This window comes from Shewanella putrefaciens, assembly GCF_016406325.1.
In the GTDB taxonomy this organism is placed as follows: domain Bacteria; phylum Pseudomonadota; class Gammaproteobacteria; order Enterobacterales; family Shewanellaceae; genus Shewanella; species Shewanella putrefaciens.
On the sequence record NZ_CP066370.1, the window covers coordinates 3,235,577 to 3,250,363 of the forward strand.

Here is a 14,787-nt window from a genome sequence, read left to right on the forward strand (position 1 = left end):
TAGGGACTTTTTTATGCTTATTCTTCGAGCTTATTTAGCTCCATTGGGTTTACTTTGTTTAAGTTCGTGCCTTATTGCATGCTCAACCCCGAGCGACACAGTACAAACTCCCGCTGGTGAACAAGCAGTTGAAGCCGTCAGAGCTCCAACGCCAATACTTCCAGAGGCGTTGCAAGAAGAGTTTATCCAAACTCAAATGCAACAGGGATTCACTCGCGAGGAAACTATCGCCTTTCTTAATAAGGCCAACTATAACCAAGCGGTCATCGATGCGATAACGCGTCCTTGGGAAGCAAAACCTTGGCACCAATATTATCCCATCTTCTTAACCGAGAAACGCTTAGAAGCTGGACTCGCCTTCTGGAAAAAACACGACGCTACGATTGCCAAAGCAGCAGCAAAATACCAAGTAGAACCCGAGATTATCGTTGCCATTATTGGCATTGAAACCTTCTATGGGCAGTACACAGGCAACTATCCGGTTATTGATGCGCTTTATACCTTAGGGTTTTATTACGAACCGAGAGCCAGCTTTTTCCGCAAGGAATTTGGCGAGTTGATGAAGTTGGTCAAAGAAGAACATTTAGATATCAATAGCCTCAAGGGCTCCTACGCTGGCGCCATGGGCTACGGACAATTTATCCCCTCCAGCTATCGTCATTATGCCGTTGACTTTGATAACAGCGGTAACCGTGATTTATTAAAAAGTCCTGAGGATGCCATTGGCAGTGTGGCTAATTATTTCCACGAACATGGTTGGCAGGCCAATGCACCTGTTGCCTTACCCTTAGTCAACAAGAGTAAATCAGCACCCAAAGCTAAAGTATGGGCTGGGGAAAAACTTAACGATAGCGTCGCAGACATTCTGAGTCCGACCTTAACCTTAGCCAATGCAAGAAACTTAGATATATCCCAAAAAGCCTTGCTAATTGAACTCAAACAAGCAGATCAAACTGACTATTGGCTTGGCCTTAATAACTTTTATGTGATCACTCGCTATAACCGCAGCCCTTTATATTCCATGGCCGTTTATCAATTTAGCCAACAATTAAAAGAACAGCATGCCTCTAAAAAATAACTGTCCACTGCTTTTAGCTTTGCTCATATGCTTCACACTTGCAGCTTGCTCTTCAACACCCGACAAGGCGAGTACCAATGTAAGCAAGAAAAATATGGACCCCAATAAGGGGCGCTATTCGCTAAAAAATGACAAAATGCCACTCAATCCACCGAATGTGGATCACGTGCCAAATGCGACGCCCAAATATGAACCCTATAGCCGCAGGGGAAATAAACCCTACACGGTTTATGGCGAGTCATACAATGTGATGAATACCGGTCAAGGCTTTACCGAAACAGGAAGAGCCTCTTGGTATGGTGAAAAATTTCACGGTTATGAAACATCCAATGGTGAACCTTACGACATGTATTCCATGTCGGGGGCACATAAAACCTTACCCCTGCCAAGTTATGCGAAGATCACTAACTTAGAAAATAATAAGCAAGTAATTATCCGCATTAATGATCGCGGCCCGTTTCACTCAGATCGTATTCTGGATGTATCCTATGCCGCAGCCTATAAACTCGGCATGCTTGCCACTGGTACGGCCCGCATTAAACTCGAGGTGATTTATATCGGTAGTATTGCAGGTACCAGTTCAGCCATTGCCAGCATCAACGACACTGGCAATCACTACATTCAGTTAGTCGCCTCTAAGGATCGCGCCAAACTGAATAAAATAGCAAAAGAACTTGAGCGAAAATATCAAGTTAAGACCCGAGTGCAACCCGTAAACAATATGTTTAGGCTACAACTCGGTCCTATCGGCCAAGCGGAACTCGCCGATAAGATGCTTAATAAAGTCAAACAAGACGGATATCCTGAAAGCTATATAGTTCATGAGTAGTAAATTAATTAGCCTAAGATATCGATTTCACTGAAAAATACCACAAATGAAGGAACCTTCACTAAAAACCCCTGTCGAAGGGTGGTATACTCGCGAAGCTATTTAGCCCTTTTCATTCAATACAACCAAAAGACGTGCCAAGTTAATGATGAATTTTGTAAAAAGTCCCATTAAAACATTGCTGCTAATTTCTAGTGTCTCTCTCCCTGTTTATGCTGCGCAGCCTATTGTTACACCTGATGCACCCACTGTTGCCGCCAAGGCTTACGTCTTGATGGATTACTATTCGGGCCAAATTATTGCAGAAAGCAATGCCTACGAGAGCCTAAACCCTGCCAGTTTAACTAAGATGATGACCAGTTATGTTATTGGCCAAGAAATTAAAGCTGGCAATGTCTCCCCTGAAGATGATGTGACCATCAGTAAAAATGCGTGGTCTAAAAACTTCTCTGATTCTTCTAAAATGTTTATCGAAGTTGGCAAAACCGTAAAAGTTGCAGACTTAAACCGAGGAATTATCATCCAATCAGGCAATGATGCCTGTGTTGCCATGGCTGAGCATATCGCTGGAACCGAAGGTGCGTTCGTCGATATGATGAATTCATGGTCAAAACAGCTTGGGATGCGTGATAGCTACTTTGAAAACTCACACGGCCTTGATTCTGATAACCACAAAACAACTGCTTATGATATGGCATTGTTAGGTGCCGCACTTATTCGAGACGTGCCTGAAGAATACCGTGTATATAGTGAAAAATTCTATACTTTCAATGGGATCAAACAATATAACCGCAATGGTTTATTGTGGGATAACAGTATGAATGTGGATGGCATTAAAACTGGCCACACCTCTGGAGCAGGTTATAACTTGGTCGCTTCGGCAACCAAAGATGGTATGCGCTTGATCTCTGTCGTGATGGGTACACAAAGTGAAGCCGCCCGTAAAGCAGAAAGCAAAAAACTGCTTACCTATGGCTTCCGTTTCTTTGAAACGATTACGCCATATAAAGCAGGTGATAACTTTACCACTCAACAGATTTGGTACGGTGATAAGAGCACTGTCGATTTAGGCGTTGCAACTGATACACCGATCACTGTCAGCCGTGGCCGCGCAAAAGACTTAAAAGCCAACTTTGAGTTAACTAAGCCATTGGATGCGCCGCTGAAAAAAGGTGAAACTGTAGGTCGACTATTTTTCCAATTAGATGGAAAAGACATAGCACAATACCCATTAGTCACCTTACAAGAAGTGAATGAGGGGAGCTGGTTTAGTAAATTAGTTGACTACTTTAAACAGCTGTTTTCTGGATGGTTTAGCTAAGTTAAATCACAAAAATAAAGCTACCTCAGGGTAGCTTTATTTTTTGGGGAGTGCATAACCCTTGAATCGGGTATAATCGTCGCCATATACAAAGAACTACAGGTTAAGAGCACTGATTATGTTAGATACCAAATTTGATGAATTAATGGATTTTCCCTGCGCCTTCCCATTCAAAGTCGTAGGTGATGCCCATGAAGCTTTAACGGATAGAGTCGTAGCCGTCGTTCAAAAGCATGCTCCTGGTGATTATGCTCCGACAACCAAGGCATCAAGCAAAGGAAGCTATTACTCAATCACTATTCGCGTCACTGTCACCAGTAAAGATCATATTGAAACTTTGTATACCGAACTTGCCGCTATTGAAGGTGTTCGTCGCGTCCTGTAAGTATTCCTCAAGGCTGTAAAATGTGATCTATCTTACATTTATGCGCAAGAGGCGTATAATGACGCCACTCAATTTTAAGGGGAGAGGTTGCCCTTGCAAGACACGACTTTACATATCCGACATCTAGGAAAACAAGATTACGAATCAGTTTGGCATGCCATGCAGCATTACACTGACACTCGTAATAGTGAAAGCCCTGATGAACTGTGGATAGTAGAACATCCACCCGTGTTTACCCAAGGCCAAGCAGGTAAGAGTGAACATATCTTAAATGCTGGCGATATCCCCGTTATTCAAGTGGATCGCGGTGGTCAAGTGACATATCACGGCCCAGGGCAATTAGTGGTTTATCCTCTTATTGATATCAAACGTAGTAAAATCGGCGTCCGTCAACTCGTGACCCATATAGAACAAAGCATTATCAATATGCTCGCTAAGTATGATATCCAAGCCTACGCTAAGGCTGATGCACCAGGCGTTTATGTTAATGAACGCAAAATTGCCTCCCTTGGATTGCGCATCCGCAGAGGTTGTTCATTCCATGGATTAGCCTTAAATGTCGATATGGACCTTGCCCCATTTCGCCGAATTAACCCTTGCGGTTATGCCGGCCTTGAAATGGTACAATCCAAAGCGCTTGGCGGACCGCAAACCGTGACAGAAGCAGGCGAACAACTCACTATTACTTTTAGCCAATTATTGGGCTACCAACATCTAGTTCATCATCAAGGATTAGCAGCGTCATGAATAGGCCAGAACGTTTACAGCCCGGAGTCAAATTAAGGGATGCCGATAAAGTATCTCGTATTCCGGTTAAGATTGTGCCCTCCGAGCGCGATACTATGTTACGTAAACCCGATTGGTTACGGGTAAAACTCCCCGCTTCTAATCAACGTATCTTAGATATTAAACAAGCCCTACGTAGCAATGGCTTGCATTCTGTATGCGAAGAAGCATCCTGCCCTAACCTCGCGGAATGCTTCAACCACGGTACAGCGACCTTTATGATTCTGGGTGCAATTTGTACTCGTCGTTGCCCATTCTGTGATGTTGCCCATGGCCGCCCTTTAAAACCCGACGCCGAAGAGCCAGTTAAATTGGCACAAACGATCCGCGATATGAAGCTTAAATACGTGGTTATCACCTCGGTAGATCGTGATGATTTACGTGATGGTGGGGCGCAGCATTTTGCCGATTGTATTCGAGAAATCCGCAAACTGAACCCTGCGATTAAGATTGAAATCCTTGTACCGGATTTCCGTGGACGCATCGATGCAGCATTAGATATTTTAGCAACTGAGCCGCCTGATGTGTTTAACCACAACTTAGAAACGGCACCCATGCATTATCGCAAAGCCAGACCCGGTGCTAACTACCAGTGGTCACTCGATTTGCTAAAACGCTTTAAAGAACGTCATCCAAACGTGCCAACAAAATCTGGCCTGATGATGGGACTGGGTGAAACCAACGAAGAGATCGCGCAAGTACTGCGCGATCTACGTGAACATAAAGTTGAAATGCTGACCTTAGGCCAATACCTGCAGCCCTCTAAATTCCACCTGCCGGTTGAACGCTATGTACCACCAGCAGAGTTTGATGAGCTTAAAGCCTTAGCCGATGAATTAGGTTTTACCCATGCAGCCTGTGGCCCATTAGTGCGCTCAAGCTACCATGCAGATCTGCAAGCACAAGGTAAAGAAGTTAAATAACCTATTGTTTAATATTGCTTTGTAAAAAACAGCGCCATTGCGCTGTTTTTTTATTGCGTGAAATAGGTTATTCAGAGGTGATGGTGAAATCCATCAAAATAGCATCTTCTCTCCCATCATCTGTACTGTAATATCCCTTACGCCTGCCAGACTCATTAAAACCCATTGTTTGGTATAAAGTTCGTGCCGCAAGATTAGACTCTCTCACTTCAAGCATCACCACCACAGCACCAGAGGTTTTTGCAGCTTCAATCACTTCGCTCAATAATAATTTGCCATAACCATAACCTTGGTGCTCAGGGGCTAAGCAAATATCCAGTAGGGTCACTTCATCGAGGATCTGTTGGATAATGGCAAAACCAATTAACGTTTCAGCAGACATTTCTCCCGCTAGCGATAAACCATATACGCGGTATAACGTGCCAAAACAATCGGCTAAATTGCCTTCGCTCATGGGATGAGAATGTGCGCTTGCTTCAATTGAAGCCATTTGCGGTACATCCATTTGCCCAAGACGCACTAAAGTTAACTGTGGGTTTAATATTTTAGAGTCTTGAATATTCACACATTAAGTTCCGAAGCAGTGATTTATGCCTTACTGTGTTGCTCACGCCATTGACAAATCTGTGACCATAAGGCGCGTTTAGCCTCACTCCCGACAAGCAAGCTCGCTAGTGGCTCAGAGACTAACCAAGCTGTACGAGGCCTTACTTTATGGCGACGCAAATCCCAAATAATTTGCTTTCCTTTATGGATCTGACAATCAAAATCACATTCATCTGGCGTAACGCCAATTAACTCAAGCACTTGCTCAATAAGCGTCTGGGCTTGCGGCAACGCACCATCGGCATCCCAAATGACTTGATAGGGCTTAACCTTAGTGTCACGTATACGCCAAGAGGTAATCGCCATGGCTTCTAAATAAGCTGATTTATTCATGGGTTAGTTAGGCTCTTCACTCGTAAATCACAATGGCGTAAGAATACCAGTTATGCGTTGTTAATGTTACTAACCTTATAAACTATGACTGTGCGAGAAAATCTCCAATCTATTTATGCGATTTGTTAAATCTATTTTAATCGCTTTATTTGAAGTTATGACCTGTTATTCTTGGTCCATTGAGTAGGGCACTGAAAGGAAAATACCATGATTAATATCGGCATCAACCAAACAAACAGAGAAGAAATCGCCGCAGGGCTAAACCAACTATTGGCTGACAGCTACAGTCTTTACCTTAAGACCCATAGCTTTCACTGGAATGTCACAGGCCCAATGTTCACTAGCTTACACTTACTGTTTGAGCAGCAATATACTGAGCTTGCTTTAGCCGTTGATCTGATCGCCGAGCGAGTACGGGCACTGGGAGCCAGAGCATTAGGCTCATATTCAGCCTATGCATCCTTGACAGAAATCAAAGAGGATCAAGGGGTAACCAAGGCTGAAACCATGATCCGCGAACTACTTAACGATCAGGAAATCGTTATCCGCAATGCACGGGCACTTTATCCACTCGTCAGCAAAGCAAATGATGAAGCAACCGCCGACCTACTGACCCAACGCATTCAACTTCACGAAAAAAATGCTTGGATGCTTCGTAGCTTACTCGCAGAGTAATCGCTAAATAGATTATTGCTCTGACCAAAGTAAAAAAGTCGCTAAGTAAACACTTGGCGACTTTTTGCCTTTAAAGCTTGATCACGCAAAATAGATTAGAGGTACTTAATCCAAGCCTGAGTGCTGTGTTTTTTATACTCGCTAAATAGCTTAACGGGATAATACAATGCGATGGCTAACACGCCCGCGATAAACCAAACCCATCCTATATTGCTCACGCCAAAGTACTCACCATGGTTTGCGCCAAAGATGAATTTCGCTAAAGTATAAAGCAGTAACAGCACGTACAAATGCAAGATATAGAAGAACATAGGGACTGAGCCAAACACAGACAACCCATTACCGACTCGCGCTAATCTCCCACCCACTTTCCCACTTGATGCAAAATACCGCTCAAAGGCCACTAAGCAAAAGAACATGCCGCCTAAAGTCACCAGTAAAAAGCTTAATGATGGCGGGTATTTCGTTAAGTTAAATACCGACATCAAGGTTTCACCCAAATGTGCCCCCGACTGCCAAGGCAAGGTTTCGCCATAAAGGTTAAACCCACGTAGCACCGCAAAAAGTACCCAACAGCTGATCCCTAAAAACAACAGCTTTTGCTGGCGAGCCAATGCATCAAGATGGCTTCCGTTCGGCTTATTACTAAAAAGTGGCCCTGCAACATAACCCAGTAAAATCACTCCAATCCAAGGCAGCACGGGATAACTCACCTTAACCCTAAGCGCACCTTCGCTGACGAGATAGCCGCGGTCGTGCAATATGGTCCACAGACCGTAAGCCCACTCATTGGGCTGAAAACCAATAGGCGTCAACAGATTATGACCAAAAACAATCGCAAATCCTAAAAGGGCCATCCAAGGTCTAGGCAGGTTTATCAGCGCAGCGAGCGCTAACATACTCAGACCAATCACCCAAATCACCTGTAACCAAAGGGTGTAATAGCTGACCATCCAAGAGAGGTTAGAGAAGTTAATCACTAAAATTTCCAGCGCGATTAAAAACAGCCCGCGTTTAATCAAAAACTCCCGTGCTGAACGTGGCTCACCATGGCTACGATTGGCATAAAGCCATGCAGAAACCCCGGTTAAGAACACAAAGACCGGCGCACAAAAATGGGCAGCAAAACGACTCAGAAAAAGCCCCCAAGAGGTCGAACTCAAATCCATAGGATCGCTCACCTGCATGTGAAAGAAAAACCGCTCCCTCACATGGTCGAGTAACATGATAAGCATCACCATACCGCGCATCATATCGATACTATTGATCCGGGTGCGGCCAATAGAATGACCCCGTTCTTGCTCGGTAAAACCTGAAGATAACGCTGGATTAGCACTGATATTAGAATTCATAGCTGACACTCACTTTAATGCTACGTGGCTCACCCGGCACGGCCCAAAGAGCGGAATAGCTACTCGCGATGTAATGTTCATCCAGTAAGTTATCCAGATTCACACCAAGGCTTAAGTTGTCGCTTAAGTGGGTGTTCATAAACAACCCAACTAACTGATAAGAAGGCAATTGAAAGCTAGGATCGGCAGAATCGCCGAGGCGCGAATCAATATAGCGCCAACTTAATCCCAAATGCCCATCAATGGAAAAATCATTGAGATCTTGTTTCAACAAAATACTTGCGGTTTGTTTAGGCACGTTAACCAGTGGACTTCCTGCGGGTATTTGTACGCCAAAGTCAACATTCAAAGTATCGTTGGCTGTACGCGTATTAAGATAGGCATAGGATAGTCTGCCTTGTAATGACTCAGTCAGATCGGCCGCGATATCTAATTCAAGTCCTGCACTTTTCGCTTCCCCCAAAGTAGCCGAAAACCCTACATTCACAGGATCTGAGGTTAAAATATTGCTCTTTTTGGCATCAAACACGGCTAAACTACCATTTATGGCAAGGTCGTTAAGCCAAGCAGCATTAAACTTCATGCCCAGCTCTACAGATTGACTTTCTTCAGCTTCAAATGGATTCCCCGCATAGTCAGTTCCTGAAAGCGGTAAAAATCCTTCAGAGTAAGAACTATAAAAACTTAATGCATCTGACCACAAATAGACGAGACCCACTTTAGGGCTAACCCGATTATCGGTTTGTTCCGATAGCGTCTCTTTAGCCGTTTCACGAATATCTTGCTGATAACTATCAAACCTCAGTCCTAAATGTAATTTCCACTTTTCAGTTAAGTCCATTTGATCTTGAAGATAAGACCCCCATGCCTTCTGAGTTTCCTCATTCTCATACAGTAAACTTACCTCAGGTTGAACGCTGCCATATTGCGGCTCAAAAATATCGATGGCATATTCGCCTTTTTTACCTCGATAGCGATAAAGCCCCGTCTTCAGGTTGTAGTGGTAGGCATCGGCACCAAGCAGCAAATTATGACGAATAAAACCCGTATCAAGATGACCACTTAATTCAAGACGAAGGGAATTATCCTCTGAGGCATAATCCCTATATCGATGCTGGCGAGTCAGTGTACGACCATCATCAAATAAAGATTGACGCCCCTTTGCCAGCTCAGCATCGGAGGAATAACCCTTTAAGGTGGAATCGCGATAGTTATAACCCGCAGTTAATGACCAATCATCATTTAATTCATAGTCATAGGTCAGTTGATGCCCAGTGGCATTCACCTTCGTTGCGCCATCATTAGGCTCACCTAGATAACGTGAGCGCGGCACTGTCTTGATATCGTTATTGAGTACGATAAAACCGCGGTCAAATAACTGCTCCTGTTTAAGATACTCAAGCTCATAGAGTAATGAGGCTTTATCGGAAACCTGCCAACGTACAGAAGGCGTAACGATTTTCTTATCACTAAACACATAATCACGAAAACTATCGTATTCCTGCCAAGCGCCATTGATCCGAAAAGCCACAGACTCGGTTAAACCAGAGGTAACATCGCCTTCTAACCGATATTGGTCGAAACTCCCAGCCGATGCCTTTAAATAACCACTGCTTTCATATTGGGGTTTCTTAGTCACGATATTGACTGTGCCACCAGGTTCAGAACGCCCATAAAGCGCCGAACCAGGACCTTTTAAAATCTCAACATAGGCAACATTAGACAAGTCCCTATGGCCACTAAAGCCTCGTCCACCATTAAAGCCATTGATTAAATAACCCGATGGCATATTTTCATTGCCCGGAAAACCGCGCAAAGAAAAACTATCCCATAACCCGCCACCATTATTTTGCCGCGCTACACTGGCAGAATAATCCAGAACATCCTGAAACCTTGTCAGGCCCGCATCTTTTATTAATTGTTCATCCAGCACACTAATCGCTTGGGGAAGTGCCTCTGCGGGTACATTACCACGGTAGGCTTGACGATAATGGATACTTAAACGCTCAATATCTGAATCGGTAACTTGTTCATTCGATTGAAGCTCCTTCGCGGCAAACACCATTGGAGAATTGAACGCAACGAAAACGCCCAGTAAAAGCGCTACGCGCTTTGGGAAAGCTAAATAAGTCATTTTCACTCCGAAAATAAACAGCATCAGCGCCTTAGTAAAACCAAGACACTACAAAACCAATAAATTAATGAATTTAATCAAAAAATTAAGCTGTTATCGGTGGTGCACGACTATTAAAGAAACGACTAAACAGTTGTTCAAAGGAAACGACTTGAAACTCAACGCGGATATAGCTTTGTTGGGACAGTTGGAAATGAAAGGGTGTACTCGTTAACGCATGTTGTGTTTGGTGTTGATGTAAGCAAAGCGCACAATGGGTTGTTGAGTCATCTTTTAAATGGGAAACACTGTGAACTGCCGAAGCCACAGACAATAGCACCAATATGGCAACAAGCCATATCGCTAAGGTGCGTCTTGTGTGCATCACACTGTTCAAACCATACTTCCTCACATAATTTGGCAGGCGATTGTATGTTAAGAACAACTAAAGTTGCAAATCGATTTACCTAAGACACAGGGCACAAATGTTACAAGAGGTATATGAAATAAGGTAAAAATAAGCAGGCAGATCAACTGGTTCTGTCGCAAACTGAGGAACGAGTTTATCATGAGCGATGCTCTCTTAACTAACATCATCAATGTCGCTAAACTTTTCTGGACGCCATTTCCCAACAGATATCATCATGCAAGCCCTACGATATTACCTGGCCTATAAACTGAGTTACCGTGAAATTGAGGAGATGTTCGCTGAACGTAATATCCATTTTGACCACTCAACACTGAACCGTTGGGTTATCAAATATGCGCCGCAACTCGAAGCCGTATTCAGGAAGAGAAAGCGTCGAGTATCAGGGTCGTGGCGAATGGACGAAACCTACATAAAGATTAAAGGTCGCTGGGTTTACTATTATCACGCCGTGGATAAATACGGTGCTATTATTGATTTTTATTTGAGTGAGACCCGTGATGAACCTGCTGCTCGGGCGTTTTTCAATAAAGCTATCAACCAACATGGCTTACCTGGAAAGGTCGTCATTGATCAAAGTGGGGCAAATGCTGCGGCATTAGACACCATTAATATTCGTCTTTGGCTGTCTGGTTGCATGTTGTTTATGATTGAGGTTTTAGCCATAAAATATCTGAATAATATTGTTGAGCAAAGTCATCGAAAAGTGAAAGGTAAAATGATCAATGTTTGGGTTGGAAGTCTTGGGAAGGTGCCGAATCAACGCTTGCTGGCGTTGAACTTTGGTTCATGATAAAGCAAGGGCAAATGAACACCACCGAAAAGATGACACCATGGGAACAATTTTATTCTTTAGCCGCATAATTGTATCTGAGGGATCTTGCGCCCTCAAATCTTAGCTGCAAGCTCTCAGTTTGCGACAGAACCCTATTTTTTATACGATTTAAAAAAATCAAAATATTTTTTGTTATAGCCTTGAAAGGCTCTGCCTTTCCCTCTTGCATATGCTTTTGAAAAACACTCAAAAGCATTATCCTTATCTTCCAGCTCGAAATATATTACCCCTAAATCAATTAGCTCTGACGTTCCATACTCAGGAATGTTATATTTAAATATCTCAAGAGCCCACTTCTTTGCCTCAAGATATTCTTTTTTTAAGAAATACACACCACATATGCATGAAATTAACCACCGAGCCTCTTCCGATTTATATTTATCAACAATGGCATTTTCTATATCAGTTAATGCCGAAAAATAAACCTCCAATGCTTTGTTAAAATCCCCCTTATCTTCAAAGGAATTCCCAAGCTCGATTTTTTTAACAATTTCAGATTCAATGCCACCCATAAGAACCTCGTTTTAAATCAATGGCTTTAAATATGTTTGCCCTAACATAGCACCTTGCGATCTGTTTATAGAGTAATGATCAAGGTAATAGTTATTTGAGTCCAGCATCCAGTTTCTAACCTCAGGATCTCTTGCTCCATATCCTCTTCCGGTACTGTTCCACCAACTTACTGCATCGACTCTATGAGACATATCTGCTTCTCGTAGTGGACGCCATACACCTTCCGAGGGTTCTGTCGCAAACTGAGGAACGAGTTTATCATGAGCGATGCTCTCTTAACTAACATCATCAATGTCGCTAAACTTTTCTGGACGCCATTTCCCAACAGATATCATCATGCAAGCCCTACAATATCCAGACATTGAACGAACGTTCACATTTCACGACATCAAAGCGAAAGGCATCTCTGACTTTGAAGGAAACATTCATGACAAGCAGCAATTTAGTGGGCATAAAACCGTTGGCCAAGTAAACGTTTATGATCGCAGAACAGAGATCGTGCCAACGATCGGCAGTATTAAGAAGTGAATCGTTATTCAAAAAGCTGATTAGACATTTCTAACGACTTTTCTAACAAAAATAAAAACGGCTCGCATATTTCTATGCAAGCCGTTGTTTTATTTGGCAGGGGTGGCAGGACTCGAACCCGCAACCATCGGTTTTGGAGACCGCTGTTCTACCAATTGGAACTACACCCCTGTTGACGTGGGGCATTATGCTAAAAGCACTCTCAAAGGTAAAGGACTTTTTATGACAAACCTCATTAACTGAGGATTTTTCAAACAAGTTTTATTATGTATGTTGATTTAATTAGCATAACGATGAAAAACACACCATGCCAGCCTACCAAGTGGCGTTGCACTGCAACCTTGAAGCGAACGGATAAATCCCTCCATGCTAAATAAGCTGTATTTAATGGTGAGATGCCCGAATAAAGCGTCGTCATAAACGCAGTTATCGAAAAAATATCTGAGTTCGATTTATAAAACCGGTGTTTTATAGTATAAGCATCGTCAATTTCATACACAGCTCCACGGAACCCCCTTCATGTCTGACAAATTTTTCTTTAAAGGTCGTAGAACGCCTAAGCCAAAGCATGAAAGCTATGGCTACAACACTAAACGTGCCGCTAAACCGGGAACAGAGGCTTTTCCCCTGCAATTAATCGTTGCAGACGAAGCACGTAAACTTGAAGTTGCCGCTATTGTTGCCGAGCATCAACTGTTCGCTAATATTGAAGTCAATGCCGATGTACCAGAAAACATTATTGAATTAGAAGGTTTATTAAATAAACCTAAAACAACCACCTTTGAGAAAAAGCCGAACCGTAATGAGCCATGCGCCTGCGGTAGTGGTCAAAAATTTAAAAAATGTTGCGGTAAATAAATCCGAAGTACATCACTTTAATAGGGTCTTTTTGCTGCCACGAGAATAAGCCCCTTTTCACTTCTCTTTTCCCGCTAAATCCTATTTAAACCATTAATAGCTCGGTTAATCCTCAATTGGTGAGATAAAAATTCGCTGTAAATCGTTATTCCATAACTGAATAATTTTGCGGGTCTTTTCTTTATTCCAAAAACACTTGCCAAATAAAATCAGCCCTGCGCCTTCTAAATCACGTTTATCTTCAATGGCAAATTGCTTTAATAGTTTTGCCTTTACCCCATCGATAGGAATACCTATATCTTTACTGTCTGCGGGATTGAGCCAATTCATGGTTGGATCCGTATGTGAAATCGTCCCCCAATACATATGAGGCTTGTTATCACTGGGATCGGCATCGGCAAAATTCACAAATAGATTCTTTGCCCGCCAACGGTATTTACGCTCACTATCTGTATATACCCAGAGGTTGGATGTGGCTAAATCGGAACCACGCAGTAAACTGTGGAGCAACTTTTCGAGCCCTTGGCTTGGGACACGTTTTTCTTTGAGTGGGGTATCTTTTGGCGTGTCGACCTGATATTGCATCGGGGCTTCTTGCACTGTGTCAGCGTTAACCTTCTTTACTTCAATATCCGCAATCTGCGCTGAATTAAGTATGGTTTTATCTGCGTGTTCCTTTGACTTGGCAGTGCTAGATTTAGCTATTCTCGGTTTACGGCTAAAATCGATCATCAGCGCATCGGCATCCACCAGCTGTTGATGCACTTCGATAGCATCTTGCTCTTCTCGGGATTTTTGTGCCGAAGGTTTAAATTCAATGCAATCAATTTGATGATAGCGGGATCCAAAGCAGGCAGCTTTGCCATCTTTTGAGGCTTTACGGAAATAGGCTTTACCGCTACAGGCAGGGCAAAATAACCTTTGACGCAGACGCTCAATATCCGCTTCGGACAAGTGCTGAAACGTAAATACGCTGTATGTCACTCGAATTGCGTCGCCTTGCTCTACATCGAGTTCACAAATCGCATCTAACATAGCGCCCCTCTCCCTTTTTATAGCTTAAGTATTTTTGAGCTTAAAGCCATGTATTAACCCCGAGCGTCACTAGTCCTAATAAAAACAACATCCCAATGACTCGGTATATCAAGCCCAAAGTGCTAGTTCCCTGTGAGCTAACATTGGAGCTAAGTGGATCCGCTTTCAACTTAGCCCGAGTTTCTTTGGT

16 protein-coding genes, 1 tRNA gene and 1 pseudogene are annotated in these 14,787 nt (G+C 43.1%); 10 read left to right on the forward strand and 8 right to left on the reverse strand.

Annotated features, from left to right (window positions below; translation table 11 throughout):
* Positions 1-13: 13 nt before the first annotated feature.
* The 6 genes from mltB (at position 14) to lipA (ending at position 5,322) form a co-directional block, all read left to right on the forward strand.
* Positions 14-1,078, forward strand: coding sequence for a lytic murein transglycosylase B (mltB, locus tag JEZ96_RS14505; protein WP_011788407.1), 1,065 nt, complete (start codon positions 14-16; stop codon positions 1,076-1,078).
* A complete protein-coding gene (locus tag JEZ96_RS14510; RefSeq protein ID WP_011788406.1) occupies positions 1,062-1,907 on the forward strand; it encodes a septal ring lytic transglycosylase RlpA family protein in 846 nt (281 codons plus the stop codon). The genes mltB and JEZ96_RS14510 overlap by 17 nt, the downstream gene beginning before the upstream one ends.
* Before the next feature lie 145 nt (positions 1,908-2,052).
* Positions 2,053-3,228 carry a serine hydrolase gene (locus JEZ96_RS14515; protein WP_014611130.1) on the forward strand — a complete coding sequence of 392 codons (1,176 nt, stop codon included), beginning with the start codon at positions 2,053-2,055 and terminating at the stop codon, positions 3,226-3,228.
* Positions 3,229-3,346: 118 nt separating this feature from the next.
* A complete protein-coding gene (ybeD, locus tag JEZ96_RS14520; protein WP_011788404.1) occupies positions 3,347-3,613 on the forward strand; it encodes a DUF493 family protein YbeD in 267 nt (88 codons plus the stop codon).
* Positions 3,614-3,706: 93 nt separating this feature from the next.
* Positions 3,707-4,360: a lipoyl(octanoyl) transferase LipB gene (gene lipB / locus JEZ96_RS14525; RefSeq protein WP_011788403.1), complete on the forward strand. Its 654-nt coding sequence runs from the start codon at positions 3,707-3,709 to the stop codon at positions 4,358-4,360.
* The gene (gene lipA / locus JEZ96_RS14530) at positions 4,357-5,322 is read left to right on the forward strand and encodes a lipoyl synthase (protein ID WP_011788402.1); all 966 of its coding nucleotides are present in this window, start codon (positions 4,357-4,359) and stop codon (positions 5,320-5,322) included. The genes lipB and lipA overlap by 4 nt, the downstream gene beginning before the upstream one ends.
* Before the next feature lie 67 nt (positions 5,323-5,389).
* Here the strand turns inward: lipA and rimI are convergent, their stop codons facing one another.
* Together rimI and JEZ96_RS14540 are read right to left on the reverse strand one after the other, a co-directional pair.
* Positions 5,390-5,887 carry a ribosomal protein S18-alanine N-acetyltransferase gene (gene rimI, locus JEZ96_RS14535; protein ID WP_025008471.1) on the reverse strand — a complete coding sequence of 166 codons (498 nt, stop codon included), beginning with the start codon at positions 5,885-5,887 and terminating at the stop codon, positions 5,390-5,392.
* Between the two features lie 23 nt (positions 5,888-5,910).
* Positions 5,911-6,261: a DNA polymerase III subunit psi gene (locus JEZ96_RS14540; protein ID WP_011788400.1), complete on the reverse strand. Its 351-nt coding sequence runs from the start codon at positions 6,259-6,261 to the stop codon at positions 5,911-5,913.
* A gap of 207 nt (positions 6,262-6,468) precedes the next feature.
* Here JEZ96_RS14540 and dpsA point away from each other — a divergent pair, with 207 nt between their 5' ends.
* Entirely contained in the window at positions 6,469-6,936 is a 468-nt protein-coding gene (dpsA, locus tag JEZ96_RS14545) for a DNA starvation/stationary phase protection protein DpsA (RefSeq protein ID WP_011788399.1), read from the forward strand.
* 95 nt (positions 6,937-7,031) lie between these two features.
* On the opposite strand, the gene JEZ96_RS14550 is transcribed toward dpsA, so the two are convergent.
* The 3 genes from JEZ96_RS14550 to JEZ96_RS14560 all read right to left on the reverse strand — a co-directional run bounded on the left by JEZ96_RS14550 (position 7,032) and on the right by JEZ96_RS14560 (position 10,798).
* Positions 7,032-8,288 carry a DUF1624 domain-containing protein gene (locus JEZ96_RS14550; RefSeq protein WP_061783378.1) on the reverse strand — a complete coding sequence of 419 codons (1,257 nt, stop codon included), beginning with the start codon at positions 8,286-8,288 and terminating at the stop codon, positions 7,032-7,034.
* Positions 8,278-10,422 (reverse strand): TonB-dependent siderophore receptor, encoded by a 2,145-nt coding sequence (locus JEZ96_RS14555; RefSeq protein WP_128090265.1) that lies wholly within the window; start codon positions 10,420-10,422, stop codon positions 8,278-8,280. The genes JEZ96_RS14550 and JEZ96_RS14555 overlap by 11 nt, the downstream gene beginning before the upstream one ends.
* Positions 10,423-10,507: 85 nt before the next feature.
* Positions 10,508-10,798, reverse strand: coding sequence for a DUF2607 family protein (locus JEZ96_RS14560; RefSeq protein WP_011788396.1), 291 nt, complete (start codon positions 10,796-10,798; stop codon positions 10,508-10,510).
* 202 nt (positions 10,799-11,000) lie between these two features.
* Between JEZ96_RS14560 and JEZ96_RS14565 the strand changes: the two genes are divergently transcribed.
* Complete coding sequence (locus JEZ96_RS14565; RefSeq protein ID WP_061783377.1) at positions 11,001-11,621, forward strand: IS6-like element ISSpu17 family transposase; 621 nt, start codon at positions 11,001-11,003, stop codon at positions 11,619-11,621.
* Positions 11,622-11,755: 134 nt separating this feature from the next.
* On the opposite strand, the gene JEZ96_RS14570 is transcribed toward JEZ96_RS14565, so the two are convergent.
* Positions 11,756-12,175, reverse strand: a complete 420-nt coding sequence (locus JEZ96_RS14570; protein WP_025008467.1) for a tetratricopeptide repeat protein — start codon at positions 12,173-12,175, stop codon at positions 11,756-11,758.
* Positions 12,176-12,467: 292 nt separating this feature from the next.
* Between JEZ96_RS14570 and JEZ96_RS14580 the strand changes: the two are divergent.
* Positions 12,468-12,530, forward strand: a pseudogene (locus tag JEZ96_RS14580) (integrase); the annotation flags it as partial.
* 268 nt (positions 12,531-12,798) lie between these two features.
* Here the strand turns inward: JEZ96_RS14580 and JEZ96_RS14585 are convergent.
* Positions 12,799-12,875: transfer RNA gene (locus JEZ96_RS14585), tRNA-Trp, on the reverse strand.
* 348 nt (positions 12,876-13,223) lie between these two features.
* Here JEZ96_RS14585 and JEZ96_RS14590 point away from each other — a divergent pair.
* Positions 13,224-13,562, forward strand: coding sequence for a PBPRA1643 family SWIM/SEC-C metal-binding motif protein (locus JEZ96_RS14590; RefSeq protein WP_011919807.1), 339 nt, complete (start codon positions 13,224-13,226; stop codon positions 13,560-13,562).
* Positions 13,563-13,667: 105 nt separating this feature from the next.
* Here JEZ96_RS14590 and JEZ96_RS14595 read toward each other — a convergent pair whose 3' ends face one another.
* Entirely contained in the window at positions 13,668-14,597 is a 930-nt protein-coding gene (locus JEZ96_RS14595) for a hypothetical protein (RefSeq protein WP_061783376.1), read from the reverse strand.
* Between the last annotated feature and the right edge of the window lie 190 nt (positions 14,598-14,787).

What these genes read in the sequence shown, in the direction of transcription:
- mltB (WP_011788407.1), top strand. Translation starts at nt 14, where the DNA reads ATGCTTATTCTTCGAGCTTATTTAGCTCCATTGGGTTTACTTTGTTTA.
- JEZ96_RS14510 (WP_011788406.1), top strand. Translation starts at nt 1,062, where the DNA reads ATGCCTCTAAAAAATAACTGTCCACTGCTTTTAGCTTTGCTCATATGC.
- JEZ96_RS14515 (WP_014611130.1), top strand. Translation starts at nt 2,053, where the DNA reads ATGATGAATTTTGTAAAAAGTCCCATTAAAACATTGCTGCTAATTTCT.
- ybeD (WP_011788404.1), top strand. Translation starts at nt 3,347, where the DNA reads ATGTTAGATACCAAATTTGATGAATTAATGGATTTTCCCTGCGCCTTC.
- lipA (WP_011788402.1), top strand. Translation starts at nt 4,357, where the DNA reads ATGAATAGGCCAGAACGTTTACAGCCCGGAGTCAAATTAAGGGATGCC.
- JEZ96_RS14540 (WP_011788400.1), bottom strand. Translation starts at nt 6,261, where the DNA reads ATGAATAAATCAGCTTATTTAGAAGCCATGGCGATTACCTCTTGGCGT.
- dpsA (WP_011788399.1), top strand. Translation starts at nt 6,469, where the DNA reads ATGATTAATATCGGCATCAACCAAACAAACAGAGAAGAAATCGCCGCA.
- JEZ96_RS14550 (WP_061783378.1), bottom strand. Translation starts at nt 8,288, where the DNA reads ATGAATTCTAATATCAGTGCTAATCCAGCGTTATCTTCAGGTTTTACC.
- JEZ96_RS14555 (WP_128090265.1), bottom strand. Translation starts at nt 10,422, where the DNA reads ATGACTTATTTAGCTTTCCCAAAGCGCGTAGCGCTTTTACTGGGCGTT.
- JEZ96_RS14565 (WP_061783377.1), top strand. Translation starts at nt 11,001, where the DNA reads ATGTCGCTAAACTTTTCTGGACGCCATTTCCCAACAGATATCATCATG.
- JEZ96_RS14570 (WP_025008467.1), bottom strand. Translation starts at nt 12,175, where the DNA reads ATGGGTGGCATTGAATCTGAAATTGTTAAAAAAATCGAGCTTGGGAAT.
- JEZ96_RS14590 (WP_011919807.1), top strand. Translation starts at nt 13,224, where the DNA reads ATGTCTGACAAATTTTTCTTTAAAGGTCGTAGAACGCCTAAGCCAAAG.
- JEZ96_RS14595 (WP_061783376.1), bottom strand. Translation starts at nt 14,597, where the DNA reads ATGTTAGATGCGATTTGTGAACTCGATGTAGAGCAAGGCGACGCAATT.